We start from the raw sequence: 19,564 nt of genomic DNA, 5'->3' as shown, positions 1-19,564 counted from the left end.
GGGCGGGGCTTGGTGGTCTGCTCGTTCATGCTGCTGCCTGCCCTTCTGCCGGTGCGGAGGTGTGGGTGCGGGCGGCGCGCCGCAGCTCGACGCTGCCGGCCCGCCAGGCGGCGGGGGCCGCCCAGTGGGGATGGATGCACAGGGTCCCGGGGAGGGTGATCCGCCTGCGCCGCAGCGCGGTCGTGCCGGCCCCGGCAGGGGCCTGGGCGAGTTCGGCGTAGGTCTGCTGCCACGCCCGTTGGAGCGTGATCAGGTCCTCGGGGAAGCGGAACGGTGGCCTCACACCCCAAGTGAAGCACGTGTTCGATTTAGACCGACCGGCAAATGGTGGGTGGGGCAGCCCAGGCGGGCCCGAACGCAAGGCAGGCACGAGCCTGAGGGATCATGGAGTTCTTGACGCTCTGTGATCACCCGTAGGGCTCGTGCCTGCGGTCCCAGCATGCCTTTCGGAACTCCTGTGGGACCACTTCGCCGCTCTGCTGCCGTGCGGAAGGGATACGCCGAGAGCCATCCGCTGGGTTGCCACCGGCGACGGATTCCAGACCGGACCGTCTTCGAGTACATCGTGCTCGCGCTGGTCCACGGCTCCGGCTACGCGTCGTGGACTTCCACCTCTACCTCGCCGCCACTCTCGTCAGGCTCCGCATGCTCATCCGACGCTCGACGAGCCGCTACCGCTGGGACGGCCGCCCCACCACCCGACGCCTCAAGTGATCCATCTGCCGGTCGGCCTCAGCCCCAGTCCTGCAGCTGCTGGAGCAGGTTGGCGTCGCCCTCGATCCGCAGCGAGCCGGCCGGGATGCGCATGTACATGAGCAGGGCCATCTCGCTCGCCGTGCCGTAGATGGCGGCGGTGGGCTTGCTCTCGGCGGCCTCCGCCGCGGTGAGGCGGGTGAAGCGGGAACCGGCGGCGTCCACCGTCTGGCGCCAGGAGCCGGCCTCGGCTGCGTGGTAGTCCATGGTGGCGGGCTCGCCCGGCCACGGGACCGTGCCGGTGCAGACGGTGGCGAGGAACTCCTCGATGGCGTCGACCGCCTCGGTCGTCGGCAGCTCCTGCGGGGTACCGGAGGCCAGCTGGGCGTCGTATGTGTGGATCAGCGACTCCGGGACGCGGCGCCGGGCCACGGCGGCCACCGTGTGCGGCGAGGCCAGCGGCTCCCACCAGGCCCAGCAGCCCCGCTCCGGGCCGGCCTCGCGCAGAGCAGTGAGCAGCTGCTCCGTCGAGTCGGCCAGCCAGGTTATGAGCTCCTCGCGCTCCCTGGGCGCCGCCAGCCCGTCCTTGCTCGGCCGTTCGTCGCCCGGCGCGGTGTTCAGCGCGATGTAGGCCCAGAAGCGGTCCCCCTCGCTGAGGTGGTTCGCCAGGTCGTACAGGGTCCAGCCCGGGCAGGACGGGACGTCGGCGTCGAGGCTGGGGGCCGCGGCGACGGCGGCGCGGAACGCGGCGGAACGCTCGTCAATCATCCGCAGCAGGGTGGGGAAGTAGAGATGATCAGTCACGCGGACCTTGTATCACCCGGACCGGGACTCTCGCACTCGATTAAGACTGGCTGCGTAGGCGGAAACGGAGAACGCTTGTAGACGAGTTGCAGGAGCAGTCGCTTGTCGCTGGTGCCCGGAATGTTGATGAGACTTGGGTTCTGGCACAGATCTTGGGGAGTCGTCGCGGAGTGTCACCGGGGCAACAGCATGGGTTGGGTCAGCCCGTAGGGCGGTTTGCCGGGACAGTCGAAATTTCCGGGCACTCTCGCGAGCCGTGCTGGCATCGTATGAATCATGGCAGCGATAGACAACACATCCGAACCCGACAGCCCTGTCCGCGGCGCTTATCCGCCCCTGGTGGAGGCAGCGTGGCTGTATCAGGCGGATCAGGTGTGTCCGGAAGACCTGCCGATGACCGCTGCCCAGGCGCTCGCGATGGGAATGGACACGCCGACCCTGTGCGAGCTCGCCGGTCTGCCGCGTCATGCGGACCCCCGGGACATCCGTGACACATTCGAGCAGGCCCTTGAAGAATTGGGGATCATTCTGCCCGATCACCACGTGGCCCGACGATACGCGCTGCGCAGGCTGGCCTCGCGATTCAGCGCAGGGGAGGTGGATCTTGCCGAGTTGGCATCGGACGAGTGGTCGGAAATGGAGGTCGAGACCGCCGAGGAGCAAGCATTCGTGGCGCTACTCCCGCCATGCGCGTGCTGCATCGAGTACACGCTGGGGCTCGACGAGGTGGCATGGAAAGCGCAACTGCAGATCGCGGCCTGTGCCTTGGCGTCACATCCCAGTGTCGGGCCGCGCTTCTGACGAGTGGGGGCAGAAGGCGTTTTTGACGAAACGTCACGATCGCGGAGAGTCACTGAAGCAGGATCATCTTGCGGAGTAGTTCGAATCCGGCTCGGCCGTAGAGCTGCCGCTTGATCTTCTTGATGCGGTTGACGGCGCCCTCGACGCCGCCGGAGCTCCAGTCGAGAGTGAGCCCGGCGGTCACGGCGTCGAGGTCCCGGCGCATGGACGGCGAAGCCGGTGAGGCCGGGCAGCTGGCTGGCGTCGACTGCGTCGATCCAGGTGGGGAGCGTGACGCCGAGGCGGTCGGTGAGTATCTCGCCGAAGCCGCGGACATGTTCGCCGACCTTGTCCAGCCCGGGGCAGCGCGCCAGGACTTCCTTCAGGCCGGCGCGGTCTTCCTCGTTCAGGGTCGCGGGGTGCCGGGTGATCCAGCCGGTCACCTGCCGCACCGTCGGCGGCCGGGGCGGCGCCCCGGATAGGGCCCCGCGCAAAGTGGCGATGTGCGCGCGGACCATGCCGTAGGTGACAGGAGCTTGCTCGGCTATCAGCTCGCCGTGGAGTCGGGTGACGCTGGTGCATCCCTCGGCGAATCGTCCTTCCAGGTAGGGCTTGTAGGGGTCCAGTCTGCTTGGTCGGGGCCGGTTCTCGCGGAAGGTGTCCTGCCAGCGTGCGGCGCTCGCGTATCGGAGCACGGCGTTGAGGCCCCAGCCCAGGTGCCGGGCGATCGCGCGGCGTGAGTGGCCCTGGGCGAGCATCTCGTGGACCAGGGCGTGCGCGGCCTTCTTCCGCTCGGCCCGCCGGCCGACGGGCTCCGAGTCGTCCTGTGACCGGCCGGGGGCTGGGCGGGTGTCCTGCGGCAGCATGCCGTTGGGCGACGGGTTGTGTAGGCAGTCGCGGTGGGCGGCGACGCAGGTCTCCACGGCTCGGCCGAGGCCCTGCCACAGGTGGAACCGGGCGGCGACCTGCAGAGCGTCGGGGGCGCCGCGGCGGGCACCCTCGGCGTAGGCGCCCGCCCGATCCCGGCAGATGATCTCCACGCCGGGGTGGCGGATCAGCCACGCGGCCAGCGGCCCGGCTTCACGGGTCGGGAGCACATCGACCACGCAATGGTCTTCGACGCTGGTCAAGACGGTGGAGTAGGTCTGGCCGCGGCGGATCGCGAAGTCGTCCACGCCCAGCACGCGCGGCGTGCTGAACTGAGGATCGGGCAATGCCATGACCCTGCGTAACAAGGTCATCCTTCCGGCGCCGAAGCCCAGCTGGGCGGCCAGCCGGGCGCCGGCCCGCCCGGCAAGGGCGAGCCCCACTCGCTCCAGGGCCTGGTTGAGCCGCGTGGTGAACCGTGCGTACGGGGCGGTCAGCTGGGAGAACGGTTCGGCGAACGTCCGGCGCGGGCAGTCCGCCGACCCGCAGATGAAGCGTCGGACCGTCAGCCGGATCGCCAGGCCCTGTTCAGCGAGTGGAAGGTCCTTCAGCCTGCGCTGGTAACGGTCGTGGACTCGGTCTGAGAAGCGGCCGCAGTCCGGACATGCCGCCCCGGCCGCGCGGCCCCTCGCCACCACCTCGACCGTGCCGAAAGCAGCCGTGACCGCCTCGACATCCACCTCGTCGATTCCATCGAACACCAGCGAGTCCCAGAACGGTGCATCGGTCTGCATGATCAGCACCATCACCGTCCACAACCGACCGCATCAGCTGTCGACAGGCACCTGAGGGAGCGTCAATTCTGACCGTCCAACGCCGAGGCGTACGCGGTCTCACGCGGACCCGACTCCTCACAATCGAACATCGCCGTAACGCTCCGCGACGACTCCCCAAGATCTGTGCCAGAACCGAGACTTGGAAACGCCTATTTGACACGTCGGCGTCGACCGATGGCGGGCGCAGGTTGCCCTGCCTGTGATCGCTACGCGGGCATCGTTTCTCAGCATCCCGCCGCGGGCGGGAGGGCAGCGCTGTTCAGGCAGTGGTCGAGGAGCGCGTGCATGCGGGGGACGGGAAGGGATGGGTTGGCCGCAGCGCCCTCTGCGGTGCGGGGGTCGGGGAGGAGGGCCTCCAGGACTTCGGGCGTCAGGATCGGATTGGCGGCGGCCATTTCGGGGTGCTCGTGCCCGGCCATGGCTCGGTAGAAGGACAGAGGGATCTGCCGAGAGAAACTGAGCTCCTAGGTGATCTCGTGCTCGGTGAGCATGCCGTCCTCGCCCCCGTCCTGGGCGGTCATGAAGGTGACGAGGATGTCGTCCGGCAGCGGTCGGACCCATCGGGGCCGGGGGTGGCGGGACCCTCCGGCAAGCCCAGCGCGGATGATCCCCGACGGGTCGGTTGCCAGAGGGGCGAGTTGTGCGGGGTCGACGTGCTGGTTGCGGGCGAGTCGGCCGCGGATCGCCATGGCCGGGTGCTGCAGGGCTGCGTCGATGACGGCAGCGGGCAGGTCACGGCCCTCACACATCAGCTGGCCTGCCTCACCGGCAGCCCGATCCAGCAGGCGTATCAGTACATCGGAGGGCGCCGCCGGATTGAAGGCGATGCCGCGCAGCCACAGTTCACGGAGAGAGTCAGACACCGCGTCATCCTGCCGCCCCATCCCTTGCCCGTCGTGCATACGATGACCAGCCGCGGCACGCAGCCACGGGAACGCACAACATCAGGGCCAAGTCAAGCAACCGGGCGTTGCTGAAACTCGGCTACATCGTCTGTCTTGTCTACGGGGTGTTCCTGCCCTTGGGTGACAAACGCTCTCGCTCCGTCTCGACAGCGTTTGTTCAGCGGCTCGGGAGGCGCCCCGATCAGGCCGAGGCCGTTGTTCACGAGAATGGGAGGCGCGCTGAAAGGTCGGACTTGCTCGTTCGAACAGGGTCAGGACAGTCGGCCGAAGGGGCCGCCAGCCGCGTTTGGGCCGCGGCTCTCACCTCGGTCGTTTCCATCGGGTCATCGCGCAGTACGGCGATCCGGCCCAGGGTCTCCGGGCTCGCGGATGCCGAGGTGATCCCCAACAGCCGCGTCGTTTCCTCGCAATCCCAGAGGGACTCGGTGTAGATCTGCTCCAGGCCGTCCCGGTCGATAGCGGCCAGTGCCTCCAAGTACGCGGTCCGCTCGTACGAGTGCGGGGTGTGCAGCCAAAAGCGCCGCAGATAGGGAACTGCCCCGGCGGCGCCTGGTCCGAACCGGGCCAGCCGCCGGGCCGTCCGGTCGGGACCGCACCAGGCCCGCGCCGTCCACTGTTCGGCGAGTTCGTTCACGAGCCCTGGCAAAGCCTCTGGGCCGGGATGGTCGGCCAGGACGTCAGCACCCAGCAGAGCCAGCCAGGGGAGGTCCTCCTGTGCCCAGCCGCGCGCCGCCGGTATGGCGAGGGTGCCCAGGCGCGCAACGGCCCGTCCAAGCAGGGGCAAGGGGCGCCGGCCGTTGGACATGCCCAACAACGGCACCAGCGGGATCAGCTCCTCAGCAGGCTCTCGGGCATTCAGGGCGCGCAGCGCGTCGACCTTCGTGGTGCCTTCGATGCGGGTGTCGGCGAGCAGACCGAGGAGTTCTGCGGTGCTGAGCCCGTTCTGTGACGGCCGCGGAACGAACGGCGAGCTCTGGGCTTCGATCCCGAACCTTGTCCATGGCTCGGAGCACCACGGAAGCTCCGGCTCCGCGCCGATCCGGGCGCGCGCGACGTCACCGAGGTCTTCCCACCACTCCGGTGGCCAGCAGGCTGACAGCGACTCCAACACGCGGACCCAGTGCTCGCCTTTGGCGACATACGCCCGAAGCGCTTCCCTGGCGTCGCCCGATCCGGCTAGAGCCAACAGTTCCAGTACCTCGCAGGCCCGAAGGCAGGCCTCCTCGTCCTCCGCCAGCTGGCCCACGATCGGCATGAGAGAAAGGTCCAGATCACGGACCAGCCGCGCCAGATACAGAGACCGTTCGTCGGACTGGTCCCACCGCCAGTCACGGCGGATCCCGTCATACACGGACACGGCAGACCCTTGCGGTTCCCGGAGCGCCCGCACCGCACCCAGGCCACGCCCCCGTTGCAGCAAACCCTCCACAGAGTCAGGGAGGGCATATGACATCTCGTACTCGTCGTTCATCACCCGGCACCCTGCCCGACCCGGGTACTGGTCCGCCACGCGATATCCGCCGGGCCCCACCGGACGGGCCCTCATCTTCGAACACGCCGACCTACGACGAAGCCAGACTGCCGTCCCGCTCGGCCGTGCAACACCGGCACTGCAACATGCCTGCGCGTTGGTCCCCTGACCTGCGCAAACACGAGCCCACAGCCATCAAGGACCGGTCTTGCCGGCTGTGTTGCACCACCATCCGGCGCCGGAGGGCATGGGCCTGCCGCAGTGTGTGATATGTGTGTGAGTTACGGACTTTCGTGCGAAGAGTTCCGCAGAATGGCTGTTACCACTCCAGCGCCTCGCGCGGAGCCCGCTCCGCCGATGCCTCGCGCCCGGCGTGCAGGTCCCCCGCCCGCCTTCCCCACTCGCCTCAGAGGCGTTGGGGTGCTTCGCGGGTGTTCGGCGCCGGGGTGATTGCATCGTACACCCAACGCCGGGAGCGTGATCTCCCTCCGGGGCCCCGCCCCATGATGATTTTGAAGCGGCCGGGGCGGAGGTGTATCCGGAGATCGGGCCGGACTGCACCCTGATCGGGAGTCGAGAGCGAGGAAGCGTCGCAGCGTCGCCCGCGGCGTGGCGGAACGGGCGATGCTGCCGATCAGGCTCGCGGACACGGGAAATCGGCCTCGCTTGCGTGGACGGATATGGGCCTCGGGCCGAGCGTGGGCCCCCAGAACCTGCTGCCTCGCCGGTGTCGCCCGGCCCTGGCGGAGTCAATTGCCTGGGAGTCAAGAGGCGGGCTCGGGTGGGCCGTTCGGCGCACCGGAGGGCTTACCAGGCAGTAACTTTGAGTGGGTTAGGTGCGACTCGGTCGAACAGGCGCCTCGTGGCCGAAATGAGATGTCATTCCGCTCACGGGAAAGAATCACTTCGCGCAGTTGGTGACGATTTTAGACCTTGTAGGGATGGCTACTTTCAAGGCAGTGATCATTTGCGATGTGCAGGTGGTCGAATCGTCATCCCCTGGGGGGATCTTGCGTTACCGAAGAAGAGCGGACGGGCCTGCGGGGCGCGCCCGGTCGCCGTTCAGGGCACCGGCCGGGCTGGGTGCCACGGCCGCCGCGCTGGCTGTCGTGATGACCGTGTCGACGATCTACGGAGCCGAGGCCGCCATCGCCGCCCCCGCCCCCGGCGCTGACAAGGCGAAGCAGGCCCCGCAGACCGCGCAGTCCGCGGCGGACATACCGTCCGCCCGGGTGGCCGCGCGTCTGTACAAGCACCGCGTGGAGGCGCTCTCGGAGCGCTCCGAGACGTCCACGACGTATGTCAACCAGGACGGGTCGCTGACCACCGAGATCGCGGCCGGCCCGATCCGGTTCAAGGACCCCGCCACGGGCCAGTGGCGCGACGTCGATGTGAACCTCGCGGCCGGGCCCGACGGTTCGGTCGCCTCCAAGGCCCACCCGCAGGGCCTGCGCCTGTCCGGGAAGACCGCCTCGAAGGTGCCCTTCCTGAAGTCGGCCCCGCCGGCCGGCGACACGACGGCGGCCGCGGACCTGGTGACACTGGGCACCGGCGACGAGGCGATCACGCTCCAGTGGCGCGGCGGCCTGCCGGCCCCGAAGCTGGACGGCACGAAGGCCACGTACGAAGGCGCCGTGCCGGGTGCGGACCTGATCGTCGAGGCGACCCGTACCGGCTTCGAGCAGTTCGTCGAACTGAAGGCGAAGCCCGAGGCGGGCTTCGGCTACACGCTGCCCCTGAAGACCATGGGCCTGAAGGTCGAGCAGCAGCCCGACGGCAGCGTGCTGTTCACCGACAAGAAGTCGCAGAAGGCCGCGACCATGCCGGCCCCAGTCATGTGGGACGCGACCGTCGACGCCGCCTCCGGCGAGCACACCCGGCGGGCGAAGGTCGGCATGAAGGTCGTCAAGACCAAGGACGGCGTCGACCTGGTCATCACCCCCGACGCGGCCTTCCTCGCGGACCCCGCGACGAAGTACCCTGTCACCGTCGACCCCTCGACGTCCTCGCTGGGCAACCTCTTCGACACCTACGTCCAGCAGGGCGAGACCGTCGACTGGTCCAACGACACCGAGCTGGACCTCGGCAACCCCGGTACCAAGAACGGTGACGGAACCTGGCGCACGGCGCGTTCCTTCATCACCTGGAACACCGCCCCGGTCGCCGACGCGCTGATCTCGGACGCGAAACTGTCGCTGTGGAACTTCCACTCCGGCAACACGGATTGCACTGCTCAGCCCTGGGAAGTGTGGACCGCCAACAACGCCTCCACCGCCTCCCGCTGGACCAATCAGCCGGCGATGGTCACCAAGATGGCCACCTCCACCGAGACCAAGGGCAACCCGGGCTGCGCCACCCAGCCCGACGGCTGGATCAACGCCGACGTCACCAGCCTGGTCCAGCACTGGTCCAACAACAAGTGGGCGGTCTCGGGCATGGGCCTGCGGGCCACGGACGAGAACAACATCAAGCAGTGGAAGCGGGTGAACTCCTCCAACGCCGCCTCCAATGTCCCTAAGCTGACCGTCACCTACAACTACCGGCCGCGGACGGGCACCAAGCAGGAGGCCGGCCCGCCGTTCTTCTCCTACGGCGGCGCCTACACCGTCAACACCCTGACCCCGACCCTGCGCGACACCTTCGTCGACGCCAATGGTGACCAGGTCAACGGCACCTTCCAGATCTTCGACTCGGCCACCAACACCCAGGTCGGCAACGTCGTCGTGTCGCCCTTCGTCGCTTCCGGCGAGGCTGCCTCGGTCACCGTTCCGGCAGGTGTGCTGACCAACGGCAAGACATACAAGTTCCGCTCCAACCCGTACGACGGAACCCACTACAACCTTGGCTGGTCGGCCTGGAAGACGTTCACCGTCGACACCACCGCCCCCTCCGCCCCCACCGGGCTGATCTCGACGGACTACCCGTCCAACGCCTGGGTCAAGGGCGCCGGGCAGGCAGGGAACTTCACCGTCTCCCCGCCCGCCGGCACGGACCACCAGTGGCTCGAATGGTCCCTGGACGCCGCCGAGTGGACGCGCGTGCCCACCGACGGCGCCGCCGGCACCCGGACCTTGTCCGTCACCCCGCCGTCGAACGGAACCCACACCCTCCATGTGCGCACCGTCGACAAGGCCGACAACGAGTCGGAGGCCGTCGAGTACGAGTTCCACGCCGGGCCGGGCGGCTTCGTCCAGCCTGAGGACGGCGAGCGTACGGCCCGACGGCTTCCCCTGACCGCCGAAGCGGACGGCGCCGCCTTCAACGCGGCGTCCTTCTCCTGGCGCCGCTCCGAGGCCGACCCCTGGGTCCAGATTCCGCCGGGGCACGTCACTAACGGCGGCACGCCGCTGACGGCCTGGCCCGTGTCCATGACCTCGGGGCGCACTCCCGCACTGGTCTGGAATACCACCGACACGGTCGACCCGGACGGCAGCGTCCAGATCAAGGCCGACTTCACCGGCCCGGCGAGCGCCACCGGCGCCACCCAGCCCCTCGCCGTAGTCGTCGACCGCAACGCGAGCGGCGCCGCCACCAGTCCGGTCGGTCCGGGCACGCTCAACCTGCTGACCGGCGACTACGAGGTGTCGGCCACCGACGTGTCCGCCTTCGGCATGTCCGTCTCCCGCACCACGTCCTCGCGCGACCCTCACAAGGGCATCAAGCAGGAGGGCCAGGCCGCGATCTTCGGCCAGGAGTGGGCCTCCGGCACGGCGGCCGAGATCGTCCAGTCCGACTACTCGCACGTCGCGCGGGTCTCGGACACGGCCGTGGACGTCGTGACCACCTCGGGTGACGCGCTGCACTTCACCGCCAACGCGGCACGCACCGGCTGGGTCTCCGAGCCCGGCGCCGGCAGCATAACGCTGACCGGTGGCCTCAGCGGCTCGTTCACGCTGACCGACGACGGCGGCACGGTCACCGAGTTCACCCGTGGCGACCCGGCGATGACCACCTGGCAGGTCTCCAGCACCCTGGTCAGCGGAGTCGAGAACTCGACCACCACCGTGGTCTCGGAAACGGTCACCGTCGACACCAAGAAGCTGGCCCGCCCCAAGCGGGTCATCGCTCCGACCTCCGCCGTGACCACGTCGGTCTGCGCCACCACCCCGCAGACCAAGGGATGCCGCTCGCTGGAGTTCGTCTACGCGACTGCCACCACCGCCACCGGATACAGCACCTCCGCCGACTTCGGCGACTTCGCTGGCCAGGTGAAGGAGATCCGGCTGTGGTCCACGGAGCCCGGGGCCGCGAATGCCACCTCGAAGGCGGTCTCCACCTACCGCTACGACGCAGGCGGCAACCTCCGCCAGCAGTGGGACCCCAACCTGGCGCAGAGTACCCAGGCGCAGTACGCGTACAACGCCGCGGACCGCATCGACTGGCTGCAGACCAAGTCCGAACTGCCCTGGTCATTCACGTACGGCCAGGCGGGATCCTCGCCCACGGCCGGTGACGGCATGCTGCTCAAGGCCTCCCGGGCCGGTCTGAAGCCGGGCACGGCGGGCGAGGAGCAGGGCACCTCGGCCACCAGCGTGGTCTACGGCGTCCCGCTCACCGGCGGCGCGGCCCCGTACCCGATGGGCACGGCCGACGTGAAGGCATGGGGGCAGACCAGCGCACCCACCGACGCGACCGCCTTGTTCCCCGCCGACGCAGTCCCCTCGTCCCACTCCGGTTCGGCACTCGCCGCCTCGGCCTACACGCGGGCGTCTGTCACCTACCTGGGCGCCTCCGGTCGGCCTGTCAACAGCGCGTCGCCCGGCGGTCACATCACCACCACCGAGTACGACCGGTATGGAAACACCGTCCGCGAGCTCTCGGCCGCCAACCGGGCCCTGGCGCTGGGCACGAGCCCCGCGGACCAGGCCGCACAGGCGAACCTGGGCATCGGCCAGCTCACCAGCGCAGAGCGCGCCCACCAGCTGAGCACCGCGACCACGTTCGACGCGGCCGGAGTGCGGGAGCTCGGCAGGCTCGGCCCGCTGCGGCGTGTAGACCTGACCGCCGACCTGAAGAACGGAGCGACCCTGCTGGTTCCGGCCGGCACCTCGGTCACCGCCCGTGACCGGTCCATCCTCGAATACGACGCCGGACGGCCCACCAACGGCACCGCCAGGGTCAAGGACCAGGTCACCAAGGCCACCGTCGGCGCCCAGGTCCGCGAGCACCCGACAGTACTCGGTGAGCCCCGCGCGACCGAGACCGTCTATGACTGGCTCAGGGGCCTGCCGATCCGGACCGTCAGGGACCCCGGTGGCCTGGCCATCACGGAGACGACCGAGTACGACGCCAAGAACCGGGTCTCCAAGCAGCTCCTCCACGGATCGAACGGCAGCGACGCCTCGACCCGCGTCACCACGTACTGGTCGGCGACCGGCACCGGCACCTGCCAGGGCCGCCCCGAGTGGGCCGACCTGGTCTGCACGGTCGGTCCGGCCGGCGACATCACCGGAGGCGGGTCGAACCCGGCCAAGCTTGCGACCATCACCACCGAGTACAACTGGTGGGGCAGCCCGGCCAAACGGATCGAGACGGTGAACGGGTCCACGCGGACCACCACCACCGAGTCCGACGCGGCCGGCCGGACGACCAAGGTCACCACGACCGGCGCCATCGGCACGGCCGCTCCGGAGTCCACCACCGAGTACGACGCGGTGACCGGCCGGGCCTTCAAGAACACCTCGCCCACCGGCGGGACCATCGTCAAGCAGTTCGACAAGCTCGGCCGGACGATCTCCTACACCGATGCCGACGGCGGTGTCACCACCACCGAGTACGACCTGCTCGACCGCCCGACCAAGATCACTGACAACGTGCCATCGACCGTCACCTTCACCTACGACCACGCCGCCGAACCCCGAGGCCTTCCGACGAAGACCACCGACTCGGTCGCCGGCGAGTTCCGGCCGTCGTTCGACGCGGCAGGCGCCGTCCGCAGCGAGAAGCTGCCCGGCGGGTACACGCTCAACATCAGCACGGACCCGGGCGGTGACGCCACGAAGCGCAGCTACGTGCGCGACAGCGACTCGGCCGTCGTCTACAGCGACACCGTGAACGAATCCGTCCACGGCCAGATCACCACGCACTCCGGTATCTCCGACCAGCGGTTCCGCTATGACACGGCGGGCCGCCTGGCCTCCGTCGAGGACACGGCGGACACCGTCTGCACCCGTCGCACCTACGCCTTCGACGGGCGTTCGAACCGCACGGGCCTGACCACGGCCGTCGGCGCCCCGGGCGCCGACTGCCCGGCCACCGGCGGAACCACCACCACCCACACCTACGACAGCGCCGACCGGATCGTCGACAGCGGCTACGCCTACGACGAGTTCGGGCGCACCACCACCGTTCCGGGCCACGGGAGCATCGCCTACTACAACAGCGACCGCACCCGTCAGCAGACTCTGTCCAACCAGCGGCAGACCTGGGGCCTCGACGCGGCCCAGCGCTACCGCGGGTGGACGAAGGAGTCGTACAACGGCTCGGCCTGGACCCAGACCGCGTCCCGGGTCAACCACTACGGCGACGACACGGACAACCCGCGCTGGATCGTCGAGGACACCGCGACCGGTGCGGTGACCCGCAACGTGGCCTCCGCCGGCGGCCTGACCACCACCAGCAAGACGGGGGACGTCGTCCTGCACCTGACGACGATCCAGGGCTCCGTCGCCATGCAGCTCCCGCTGACCGCCAGCCAGCCGCCCCTGGTGCTGGACACCGACGAGTACGGCAAGCCCCGTACGGGACAGGCCTCGGCCCGCTACGGCTGGCTCGGCGGTCACCAGCGCTCCGGCGAGACGCCCAGCGGTCTGACCCTGATGGGCGCCCGCCTCTACAACCCGTCCACCGGCCGTTTCCTTTCCGCGGACCCGGTCTACGGCGGCAGCGCGAACGCGTACGAGTACGCCAACGCCGACCCGGTCAACCAGCAGGACCTGGACGGCCGGATCTCCAAGTCCTGGCGCAAGAAGATCATCGAGGCCAACGCCTGCAGGTCGCTCGGATGGCGCGGCTGCGCCTTGGCCACAGCGATCTCGGGGATGCTGCTCGCGTCCTTCCGCAAGGGCCGGGTCAACAACGCGATCCGGCACTTCATGTGGCAGACCAGCCTGACCTTCTTCTTCGGCGCGCGAGCGGCCAAGCGGCTGGGAGACGCGCACGAGTGGGGCGAAAGCGGTGACGACACCAAGATCGACCAGCACAACAACAGCGTCGCCCGGAGCTTCGCCGTGCGGAACTGGTGGAGCATGCTGCGGTGGTACTACTCAGGCACCTTCTGGTGGAACCTCTACTACTATGCGCTCGTATACATCGACAAGCGCGCCCTGAAGACGAGATGGCCATAAACCCCATGAGCACGACACAATCCCCGCGTCGCGGGATGTATCTGGGCCTGGCCGCCACCCTCGGCCTCGCCTTGCTGGCAGGGTTGCTGTACGTGCTCTTCTACGGGTCGGAAGGCTCGTGCGAGGAGACGAGGGCGGCCGAGCGCATGGCCCAGGTCTCGGCCGCGGCGCCCGCCGCCCCGGCCGGTGCCACGCCCGTGGCAGAACGGACCAGCGTGGAGTGCATGGACGACAGCGGCGATCCCTGGGTCGCAGCGGACAGCGGCTACACCCACGACCTGGACGCCCAGTCTCTGGCCGCCCACTACTGGGACACCGCAGGCAAGGAAGGATGGAAGGCGGTCGGCACCCGGGCCCAGGCCCCAGACCGGCTCCGGAGCGGCTTTGGTATGTGCTTCCAGAAGGAGGTGGCCGGTCAGCCGGCGCTGCTCCGGGTGGGGGCCGACGGGCCGAAGGAGTACGTGGTGACCGTGGAGTCCGCTCTGGACGGATCCACGATCGCCTGCTGAACCGCTGACAGCGCACCGAGGCGCCTGGCGGGCCGACGGCCCGCCAGGCGCCTCTTTCGTGACCCTGCCCCGACTCCACCGCGATGCCCACGGGCGTCGTCGGCGACGGCAACGCGGAAGAGGGGGCAGACGGGGTCGCCAGCTGTCCGATGTCCGCTGCGGTGTTTGCAGTCTGCGTTAGCGCGTCGCGGCAACCGAGTCGATGGTGCCGTGCCAGGTTTTGCGGTAGCCCTCGCGGAGGGGGCCGCCGACGAGGTCGAGCACCTTTGACGCTGCGCTGATCAGCGCTGTGGGCTCGCCTGAGCCGCACAAGTGGTGGTGTCCTTCGAGAAGGGCGGCTCCGCGCTCTGGGTCGGCTTCCAACAGGCGGCGGGGGAACCACTTTCCGCCGCCGATCCACGCGTGATGGTGGTCGCAGAGCAGATCGGCGGCGGCGCTGACCACGTACCCGGCCACGGCCAGACGCTCGACGGGGTCCCTCGCGTCAGCGAGGTCGTCCAGCGCATCCGTCAGACCGTAGCGTTTCGTATCGACTGTCTCGGATTCCAATGCAGGCGGACCTTCACGAAGGTCCGCTTCGGCCAGCGCGCGAGCGCGCCCGGCCTCACCCTTGGAGTCGACCAGAACGAGACCGGAGGCATACATGTTCTGAAGCACCGCCCGCCGTGCGGCGACGTCTGCGGCGAAGAGCTCCAGGAGACCGGTACGGGTGTGGACGAAGAGTTCTACGACACGTTCCTCAAACCGGATCGTCTCCCGGCAGGTCACGCCGCCATCCTCGATGAGCACCGCGATGTCCAGGTCGCTGCTGGCAGTGACTCTTCCGGTAGCCGTGGAGCCTGCGAGGACGACGGAGAGCGCTTCGGGGAACCGGCTGCGGACGAGACGTCGCGCCTGGTCGATGGGGTCTACATGCTGCATGAGGGGCAGAGTGCCAGGGTCCTTGATAAGAGGCGTCTACAGGCACCCCATCCGGTACGTGCGTCTGCGTCTGGACGCGAGCACGGAGGACGTGCCCCGGTTCGGCGGGGGCCCGGCCACAGCCGCAGGTGGAGCAGCGGGGCCGGGCGCGCGTTATGGGAGTGGCTACGCTTTGCCTGCGGCTTTGAAGCGGAAGCCGAAGAGGCCGCCCTCTTCGTCGTCGGTGAGGCGGGGGCTGCGGATGTGGGGTTCGGGGTTGAATCCGCGTTGGGCGGCGGTGCTGAGGGTGTCGGTGTTGAGGGTGACGATGTACTTGAAGCTTCCCCTTGATCGTGGACACCTGGAGACTGGGACGTGAGAGCCCAGAGGAAGCAGTGCCAGGTGGGAAGCAAGTACACGAAGCGGTACTCGGACGAGTACAAGCGGGACGCGATCGATCTCGTTCGTTCATCAGGACGGACGGTGGCCGAGGTCGCCCGGGAGCTCGGGATCAGTTCGGAGTCCCTGCGGGGCTGGGTGAAGAAGGCCCGTGCCACCCAGGAGGCAGGATCGTGGGCGGGCCGGGCAGAGTGCCGCCGACCGGGACGAAGAGCTGAAGCGGCTGCGGAAGCTGACCGCCGAGCAGGCGAAGGCGATCGAGATCCTGAAAAAAGCGACCGCCTTCTTCGCGAAGGAGAGCGATCGGTGAGCCGAGATATGCCGGTTCATCCACGCGGAGAAGGCGAACTTCACGGTCGTGCTGCTGTGCAAGGCGATGAAGACCGCCCGCTCCACGTACTACGCGTGGGTGGCCGGAGCCGAGGCCTGCGAGGCGAGGCGGCGGGCCGATGAGGCCCTGGCCCACCAGATCACGGTGATCCATATCGCGTCCCGGCGGAACTACGGCGTCCCGCGCGTCACCGCCGAACTGCGCCGGCAGGGACGGCCGGTCAACCACAAGCGGGTGGCACGGGTCATGCGGGAGAACGGCATCGCCGGGAACAGCCGGCGCACGGGCCGCCGCAGCCTGACCAAGGCCGACGCCAAGGCCGCCCCGTCGCCGGACCTGATCGGCCGGGACTTCACCGCCGCCCGCCCCGGCACGAAGATCGTCGGGGACATCACCTACATCCCCACGGCCGAGGGCTGGCTCTACCTCGCCTCGTGGCTGGACCTGTCCACACGCGAGATCATCGGGTACTCGATGGCCGACCACCATCGCGCCGACCTCGTCGTCGACGCCCTGGACATGGCCGCCGCACTGGGCCGCCTGGAACCCGGCTGTGTGATCCACAGCGACTGCGGATCGGAATACACCTCCGGACAACTCCGCGACAGAATCCGCGAGTTATTGATTAGCAACTCATGGGGTTCTCATTCAAGACGTAGCGGACGTGTGGGCCGCCGAAGTAGCCGCGGACGATGTGAGGCTGACGCTGGCGTCTGCGGAAGAAGCGGCGGGTCTCAGCGGCGAGTTCTGCCTGATTGCGGGCCCGGTGCTGCTTGGGCAGGCTGTGTTTGAGGTCGGCGTTGACCAGCTCGTCGGGGTTCAGCTCGGGCGGGTACGGGGGCAGGAAGTGCAGCTCGATGGCGTCGGGGTGGGCGGCGAGCCAGTCGCGGACCTTCCGCGAGCGGTGGGCGGAGTGCCCGTCGACCACGAGATGGATCTTGTGGTCGAAGTGGCCGGCGAGCCGGTCCAGGAAGCGGCACATCACCTCGGCGGTGAAGCTCTCGGTGAAGACCATGAAGTGCATCCGGCCCGTGGTGCTAATAGCCGACATCGCGTTCACCGAGAACCGGTTGCCAGTCCGCCGCACGACGGGAGTTTTCCCCTTCTCGCCCCAGGTGCGGCCGGTGACCTGGTCGGAGCGGATGCCGACCTGGTCGGCGAAGAGGACCTCACCGCTTCTTCGCCTTTGCCCGGATCGCCGGCCAGGTCGTGCCAGCGGCGCACGGCCTGCGGGTCCTGCTCCACAGCCCGCTTGTCCGGACGCTGGAAGGACAGTCCCCACCGCTTGAGGTACTTGCCCACCCCGGGCTCGGTCAGCCGCAGCCGGTACAGCTTCGCGATCAGCTCGCCCACCAGCCGCCGCGTCCACAGCTGCCCGCTCAAGCCCACGTCACAGGGTCGATGGTCGAGGACGGCCTGCCGCACGGCGCCCTGCTCGGCTTCTCCGAGCACCTGGTGCACCCCGACCGGCTTGCCCCGCGGCCGTACGACCAGCGCCTCCCGGCCGCCCGCCTGCCCCACCCGTCGACGGCCTTCAGCGACACCCCGAAGACCGCCGCAACGTCCTCACGGTCCCGCCCCGCCACCAACGCGGCCACCGCCCGCAGCCGCAGGGCCTCCTGCGCCGCCGGCGACAGATGCCGCGCGTCCCCCACCAGATCGCTCACACCCCACCCACGACCCAGAACCCAAACCGTTTCGGATCAATAGCGTGCGGCGCGGGTCAGCGGGTGTGCGTCATTGTGTGACTGTTGACCGGTCGTGGTCGTGCGGGAGTCGTGCAAGGGTGATCGTGCGCAGCAGCCATTCCACGGGGCCGTAGCGGTGTCGTGCCATCAGTCGGGAACTGAGGGCGAGCTGGATGGCGTACAGCGCGAGTGCGCCGAGTATGACGACGGCTGGGCTGAGGCGGTCGTACAGGGCGAGGCCGTAGGCGGTGAAGGCGAGGGCCATGGCCAGGGACTGACTCAGGTAGTTTGTCAGGGCCATTCGGCCGGCGGGGGCGAAGAGCGCTGCGATGCGCGCGCCGCGGGCGGTCTTCATGAGCAGGAGCATCCCGCAGATGTACGCGGCGGTGAGGGCGGGGGCCGTGACTGTTCCCACCATCTCACCGAAGAGTGACCATCGGGGACCGAGCGGGCCGCTGACGGCCAGGGCCATGAACAGGCTCCCGGGCAGGCCCACGGCGGCACCGATCACGAGGATGCGGCGCATACGAGCGCGGTGGTTCCCCGTGTCGGCGAGCAGACGCCGCTTGCCGCAGTGCAGCCCGACCAGGAAGGCCGCCATGACAAAGCCGCTCATCAGCAGCGCGGCGAGGAGTTGGTCGGGCAGTTGGCCGATGTTGGCCCGCACGACGGACAGGGCGTCGCGGCGGTAGCCGGCGACCAGCACGGGCAGGGCTTCCGCGAGTTCGGCGTCCGCTTCGGCTGTTTCCGCGTCCGACATGAGCAGGGTCCCCAAGCCCAGAAGGAGCAGGAACGCGCTGAGACATCCGTACAGGACCCGGGCGGCCCGCAGTGCCGCGCCGGGTGTGCAGTTGCGTGCGGCGATGAGGATCAGGCCGAGCACCGCGTATGTCGTGAGGATGTCGCCGGTGTACAGGAGTACGGCGTGCAGGACTCCCAGGACGAGCAGGCCGAGTGATCGGCGCAGCAGGCGGGGAACGGGGCTCGTGCCGGCGCGTTCGGCGGAGGCCAGCTGCAGGGTGAAGCTGTAGCCGAAGAGGAACGAGAACATCAGGTAGAACTTGCCGACCGCGAAGGTTTGGACGACGCCCTCGACGGTCCGGTCGAGTGCAGAGGCACTCGGATCGGTGATGGCTCCGAGGCTGTACGGACCGGCCATCATCAGCGCGTTGACCAGGAAGATGCCCATGAGCGCGAAGCCGCGCAGGGCGTCGACCTCCGGTATTCGTGCCGGTCGGTCTCGTTGTGTGTGCGCTGCCACTGAAGGCACTGTTCCCCCCAGGTAGTCGTCAGCCGAACAACGGATCCCGCGCGCCCAGAGCGCGCCTTCGGCCTTCTCCTGAGCGGGCTCCTGGGGGCTAACGCTCTGCCTGGCTTCCTGCCTTTCGCAGCCGCAAGAGCAGCCATGTCAGGCACCCCAGACGCTGGCGATGGTACGGATGCCGCGCTCACGCAGACGCTGCTGGGCAGCGGGCTCGGCCCCTGGACCGGGCTTGCGGTGTATGCCGTGTTCACCGTTGCGATCGGCGCCGCAGGCGCCTGGCAATACGGTCGACGGGACGCACCATAAGGAACCACCTGCCCAAGAGCGACCGCCGCGGCGCCCTCGCAGAAGTCGTCCTCCGCGAAGCCGACGGCCGCCTGTCAGCCACGCTGGAGGGCACCGCCCGCTGCGTCCAGAACAGCGCCCGCCTCGTACGGGCCCTCTACACCCGGCAATCCGCACAGGAACAGGCCGACCCGTACGAGGACACCGCGTCGCTGACGCCCTGCGCGACTACCTCGCCGCCAATCCGAACGCCATCCTCTGGCTCGACCACGACGCCGGCCTGCCACTCCGGCCCGGGCCAGGAGATCTATCCCAGGTCGGAGCAGCAGGGCCCGGCTGGAATGAACGGGCGTTCGGTGTAGTGGCGACCAGCCCGACCTAGCGCTCGGTGGTGTCGCCGTTCGTTCTTCTTGATCGGTGTCTGGTGTGTTGAGCTGGGTTGATCAGTTGGCTGGTTGGGGCTGGCGGTGTGCTGTGTGCTGGCGG

The 19,564-nt window shown here is 68.9% G+C and carries 13 protein-coding genes and 4 pseudogenes; 7 read left to right on the top strand and 10 right to left on the bottom strand.

From position 1 onward, the window contains the following. Nucleotides 1–25: 25 nt before the first annotated feature. Nucleotides 26–283, bottom strand: a complete 258-nt coding sequence (locus ACFWFZ_RS27115; RefSeq protein ID WP_387125593.1) for a hypothetical protein — start codon at nt 281–283, stop codon at nt 26–28. A gap of 139 nt (nt 284–422) precedes the next feature. Here ACFWFZ_RS27115 and ACFWFZ_RS27110 point away from each other — a divergent pair. Both ACFWFZ_RS27110 and ACFWFZ_RS27105 read left to right on the top strand, forming a co-directional pair. Next, a pseudogene (locus ACFWFZ_RS27110) lies at nt 423–595 on the top strand (IS5/IS1182 family transposase); the annotation flags it as partial. Continuing rightward, nucleotides 589–714: pseudogene (locus ACFWFZ_RS27105) on the top strand (IS5/IS1182 family transposase); the annotation flags it as partial. The pseudogenes ACFWFZ_RS27110 and ACFWFZ_RS27105, both read left to right, overlap by 7 nt. An 18-nt stretch (nt 715–732) precedes the next feature. Here ACFWFZ_RS27105 and ACFWFZ_RS27100 read toward each other — a convergent pair. From ACFWFZ_RS27100 to ACFWFZ_RS27080, 5 genes are all read right to left on the bottom strand, one after another. Continuing rightward, a complete protein-coding gene (locus ACFWFZ_RS27100; RefSeq protein WP_387125592.1) occupies nt 733–1,497 on the bottom strand; it encodes a maleylpyruvate isomerase family mycothiol-dependent enzyme in 765 nt (254 codons plus the stop codon). A 536-nt stretch (nt 1,498–2,033) separates the two neighbouring features. Then, complete coding sequence (locus tag ACFWFZ_RS27095) at nt 2,034–3,950, bottom strand: ISL3 family transposase (RefSeq protein WP_387125591.1); 1,917 nt, start codon at nt 3,948–3,950, stop codon at nt 2,034–2,036. A 254-nt stretch (nt 3,951–4,204) separates the two neighbouring features. Further along, nucleotides 4,205–4,399, bottom strand: a complete 195-nt coding sequence (locus tag ACFWFZ_RS27090; protein ID WP_387125590.1) for a hypothetical protein — start codon at nt 4,397–4,399, stop codon at nt 4,205–4,207. 45 nt (nt 4,400–4,444) lie between these two features. Continuing rightward, nucleotides 4,445–4,843: a hypothetical protein gene (locus ACFWFZ_RS27085; protein WP_387125589.1), complete on the bottom strand. Its 399-nt coding sequence runs from the start codon at nt 4,841–4,843 to the stop codon at nt 4,445–4,447. 241 nt (nt 4,844–5,084) lie between these two features. After that, nucleotides 5,085–6,356: a hypothetical protein gene (locus ACFWFZ_RS27080; protein ID WP_387125588.1), complete on the bottom strand. Its 1,272-nt coding sequence runs from the start codon at nt 6,354–6,356 to the stop codon at nt 5,085–5,087. 1,112 nt (nt 6,357–7,468) lie between these two features. On the opposite strand from ACFWFZ_RS27080, the gene ACFWFZ_RS27075 reads away from it, so the two are divergent. Together ACFWFZ_RS27075 and ACFWFZ_RS27070 are read left to right on the top strand one after the other, a co-directional pair. Beyond that, entirely contained in the window at nt 7,469–13,702 is a 6,234-nt protein-coding gene (locus tag ACFWFZ_RS27075) for a DNRLRE domain-containing protein (RefSeq protein WP_387125587.1), read from the top strand. 5 nt (nt 13,703–13,707) lie between these two features. Then, nucleotides 13,708–14,211, top strand: coding sequence for a hypothetical protein (locus ACFWFZ_RS27070; protein ID WP_387125586.1), 504 nt, complete (start codon nt 13,708–13,710; stop codon nt 14,209–14,211). Between the two features lie 177 nt (nt 14,212–14,388). Here ACFWFZ_RS27070 and ACFWFZ_RS27065 read toward each other — a convergent pair whose 3' ends face one another. Then, nucleotides 14,389–15,132 (bottom strand): nucleotidyltransferase domain-containing protein, encoded by a 744-nt coding sequence (locus ACFWFZ_RS27065; RefSeq protein ID WP_387125585.1) that lies wholly within the window; start codon nt 15,130–15,132, stop codon nt 14,389–14,391. A gap of 354 nt (nt 15,133–15,486) precedes the next feature. Between ACFWFZ_RS27065 and ACFWFZ_RS27060 the strand changes: the two are divergent. From ACFWFZ_RS27060 to ACFWFZ_RS27050, 3 genes and pseudogenes are all read left to right on the top strand, one after another. Further along, nucleotides 15,487–15,618 (top strand): annotated as a pseudogene (locus tag ACFWFZ_RS27060) (transposase); the annotation flags it as partial. A 43-nt stretch (nt 15,619–15,661) separates the two neighbouring features. After that, nucleotides 15,662–15,820, top strand: a complete 159-nt coding sequence (locus tag ACFWFZ_RS27055) for a hypothetical protein (protein WP_387125701.1) — start codon at nt 15,662–15,664, stop codon at nt 15,818–15,820. A 66-nt stretch (nt 15,821–15,886) separates the two neighbouring features. Next, nucleotides 15,887–16,420: pseudogene (locus tag ACFWFZ_RS27050) on the top strand (IS3 family transposase); the annotation flags it as partial. Between the two features lie 46 nt (nt 16,421–16,466). Here the strand turns inward: ACFWFZ_RS27050 and ACFWFZ_RS27045 are convergent. The 3 genes from ACFWFZ_RS27045 to ACFWFZ_RS27035 form a co-directional block, all read right to left on the bottom strand. Next, entirely contained in the window at nt 16,467–16,985 is a 519-nt protein-coding gene (locus ACFWFZ_RS27045; RefSeq protein ID WP_387125696.1) for an IS630 family transposase, read from the bottom strand. Beyond that, nucleotides 16,898–17,362, bottom strand: coding sequence for a winged helix-turn-helix domain-containing protein (locus ACFWFZ_RS27040; RefSeq protein ID WP_387125584.1), 465 nt, complete (start codon nt 17,360–17,362; stop codon nt 16,898–16,900). The genes ACFWFZ_RS27045 and ACFWFZ_RS27040 overlap by 88 nt, the downstream gene beginning before the upstream one ends. Before the next feature lie 216 nt (nt 17,363–17,578). Next, a complete protein-coding gene (locus ACFWFZ_RS27035) occupies nt 17,579–18,790 on the bottom strand; it encodes a DUF418 domain-containing protein (protein ID WP_387125583.1) in 1,212 nt (403 codons plus the stop codon). Between the last annotated feature and the right edge of the window lie 774 nt (nt 18,791–19,564).

It is taken from the genome of Streptomyces sp. NPDC060232 (genome assembly GCF_042726555.1).
Classification (GTDB): domain Bacteria; phylum Actinomycetota; class Actinomycetes; order Streptomycetales; family Streptomycetaceae; genus Streptomyces.
Note: the sequence above shows the minus strand (reverse complement) of the source record. Positions and strands in the feature narration are given on the sequence as shown.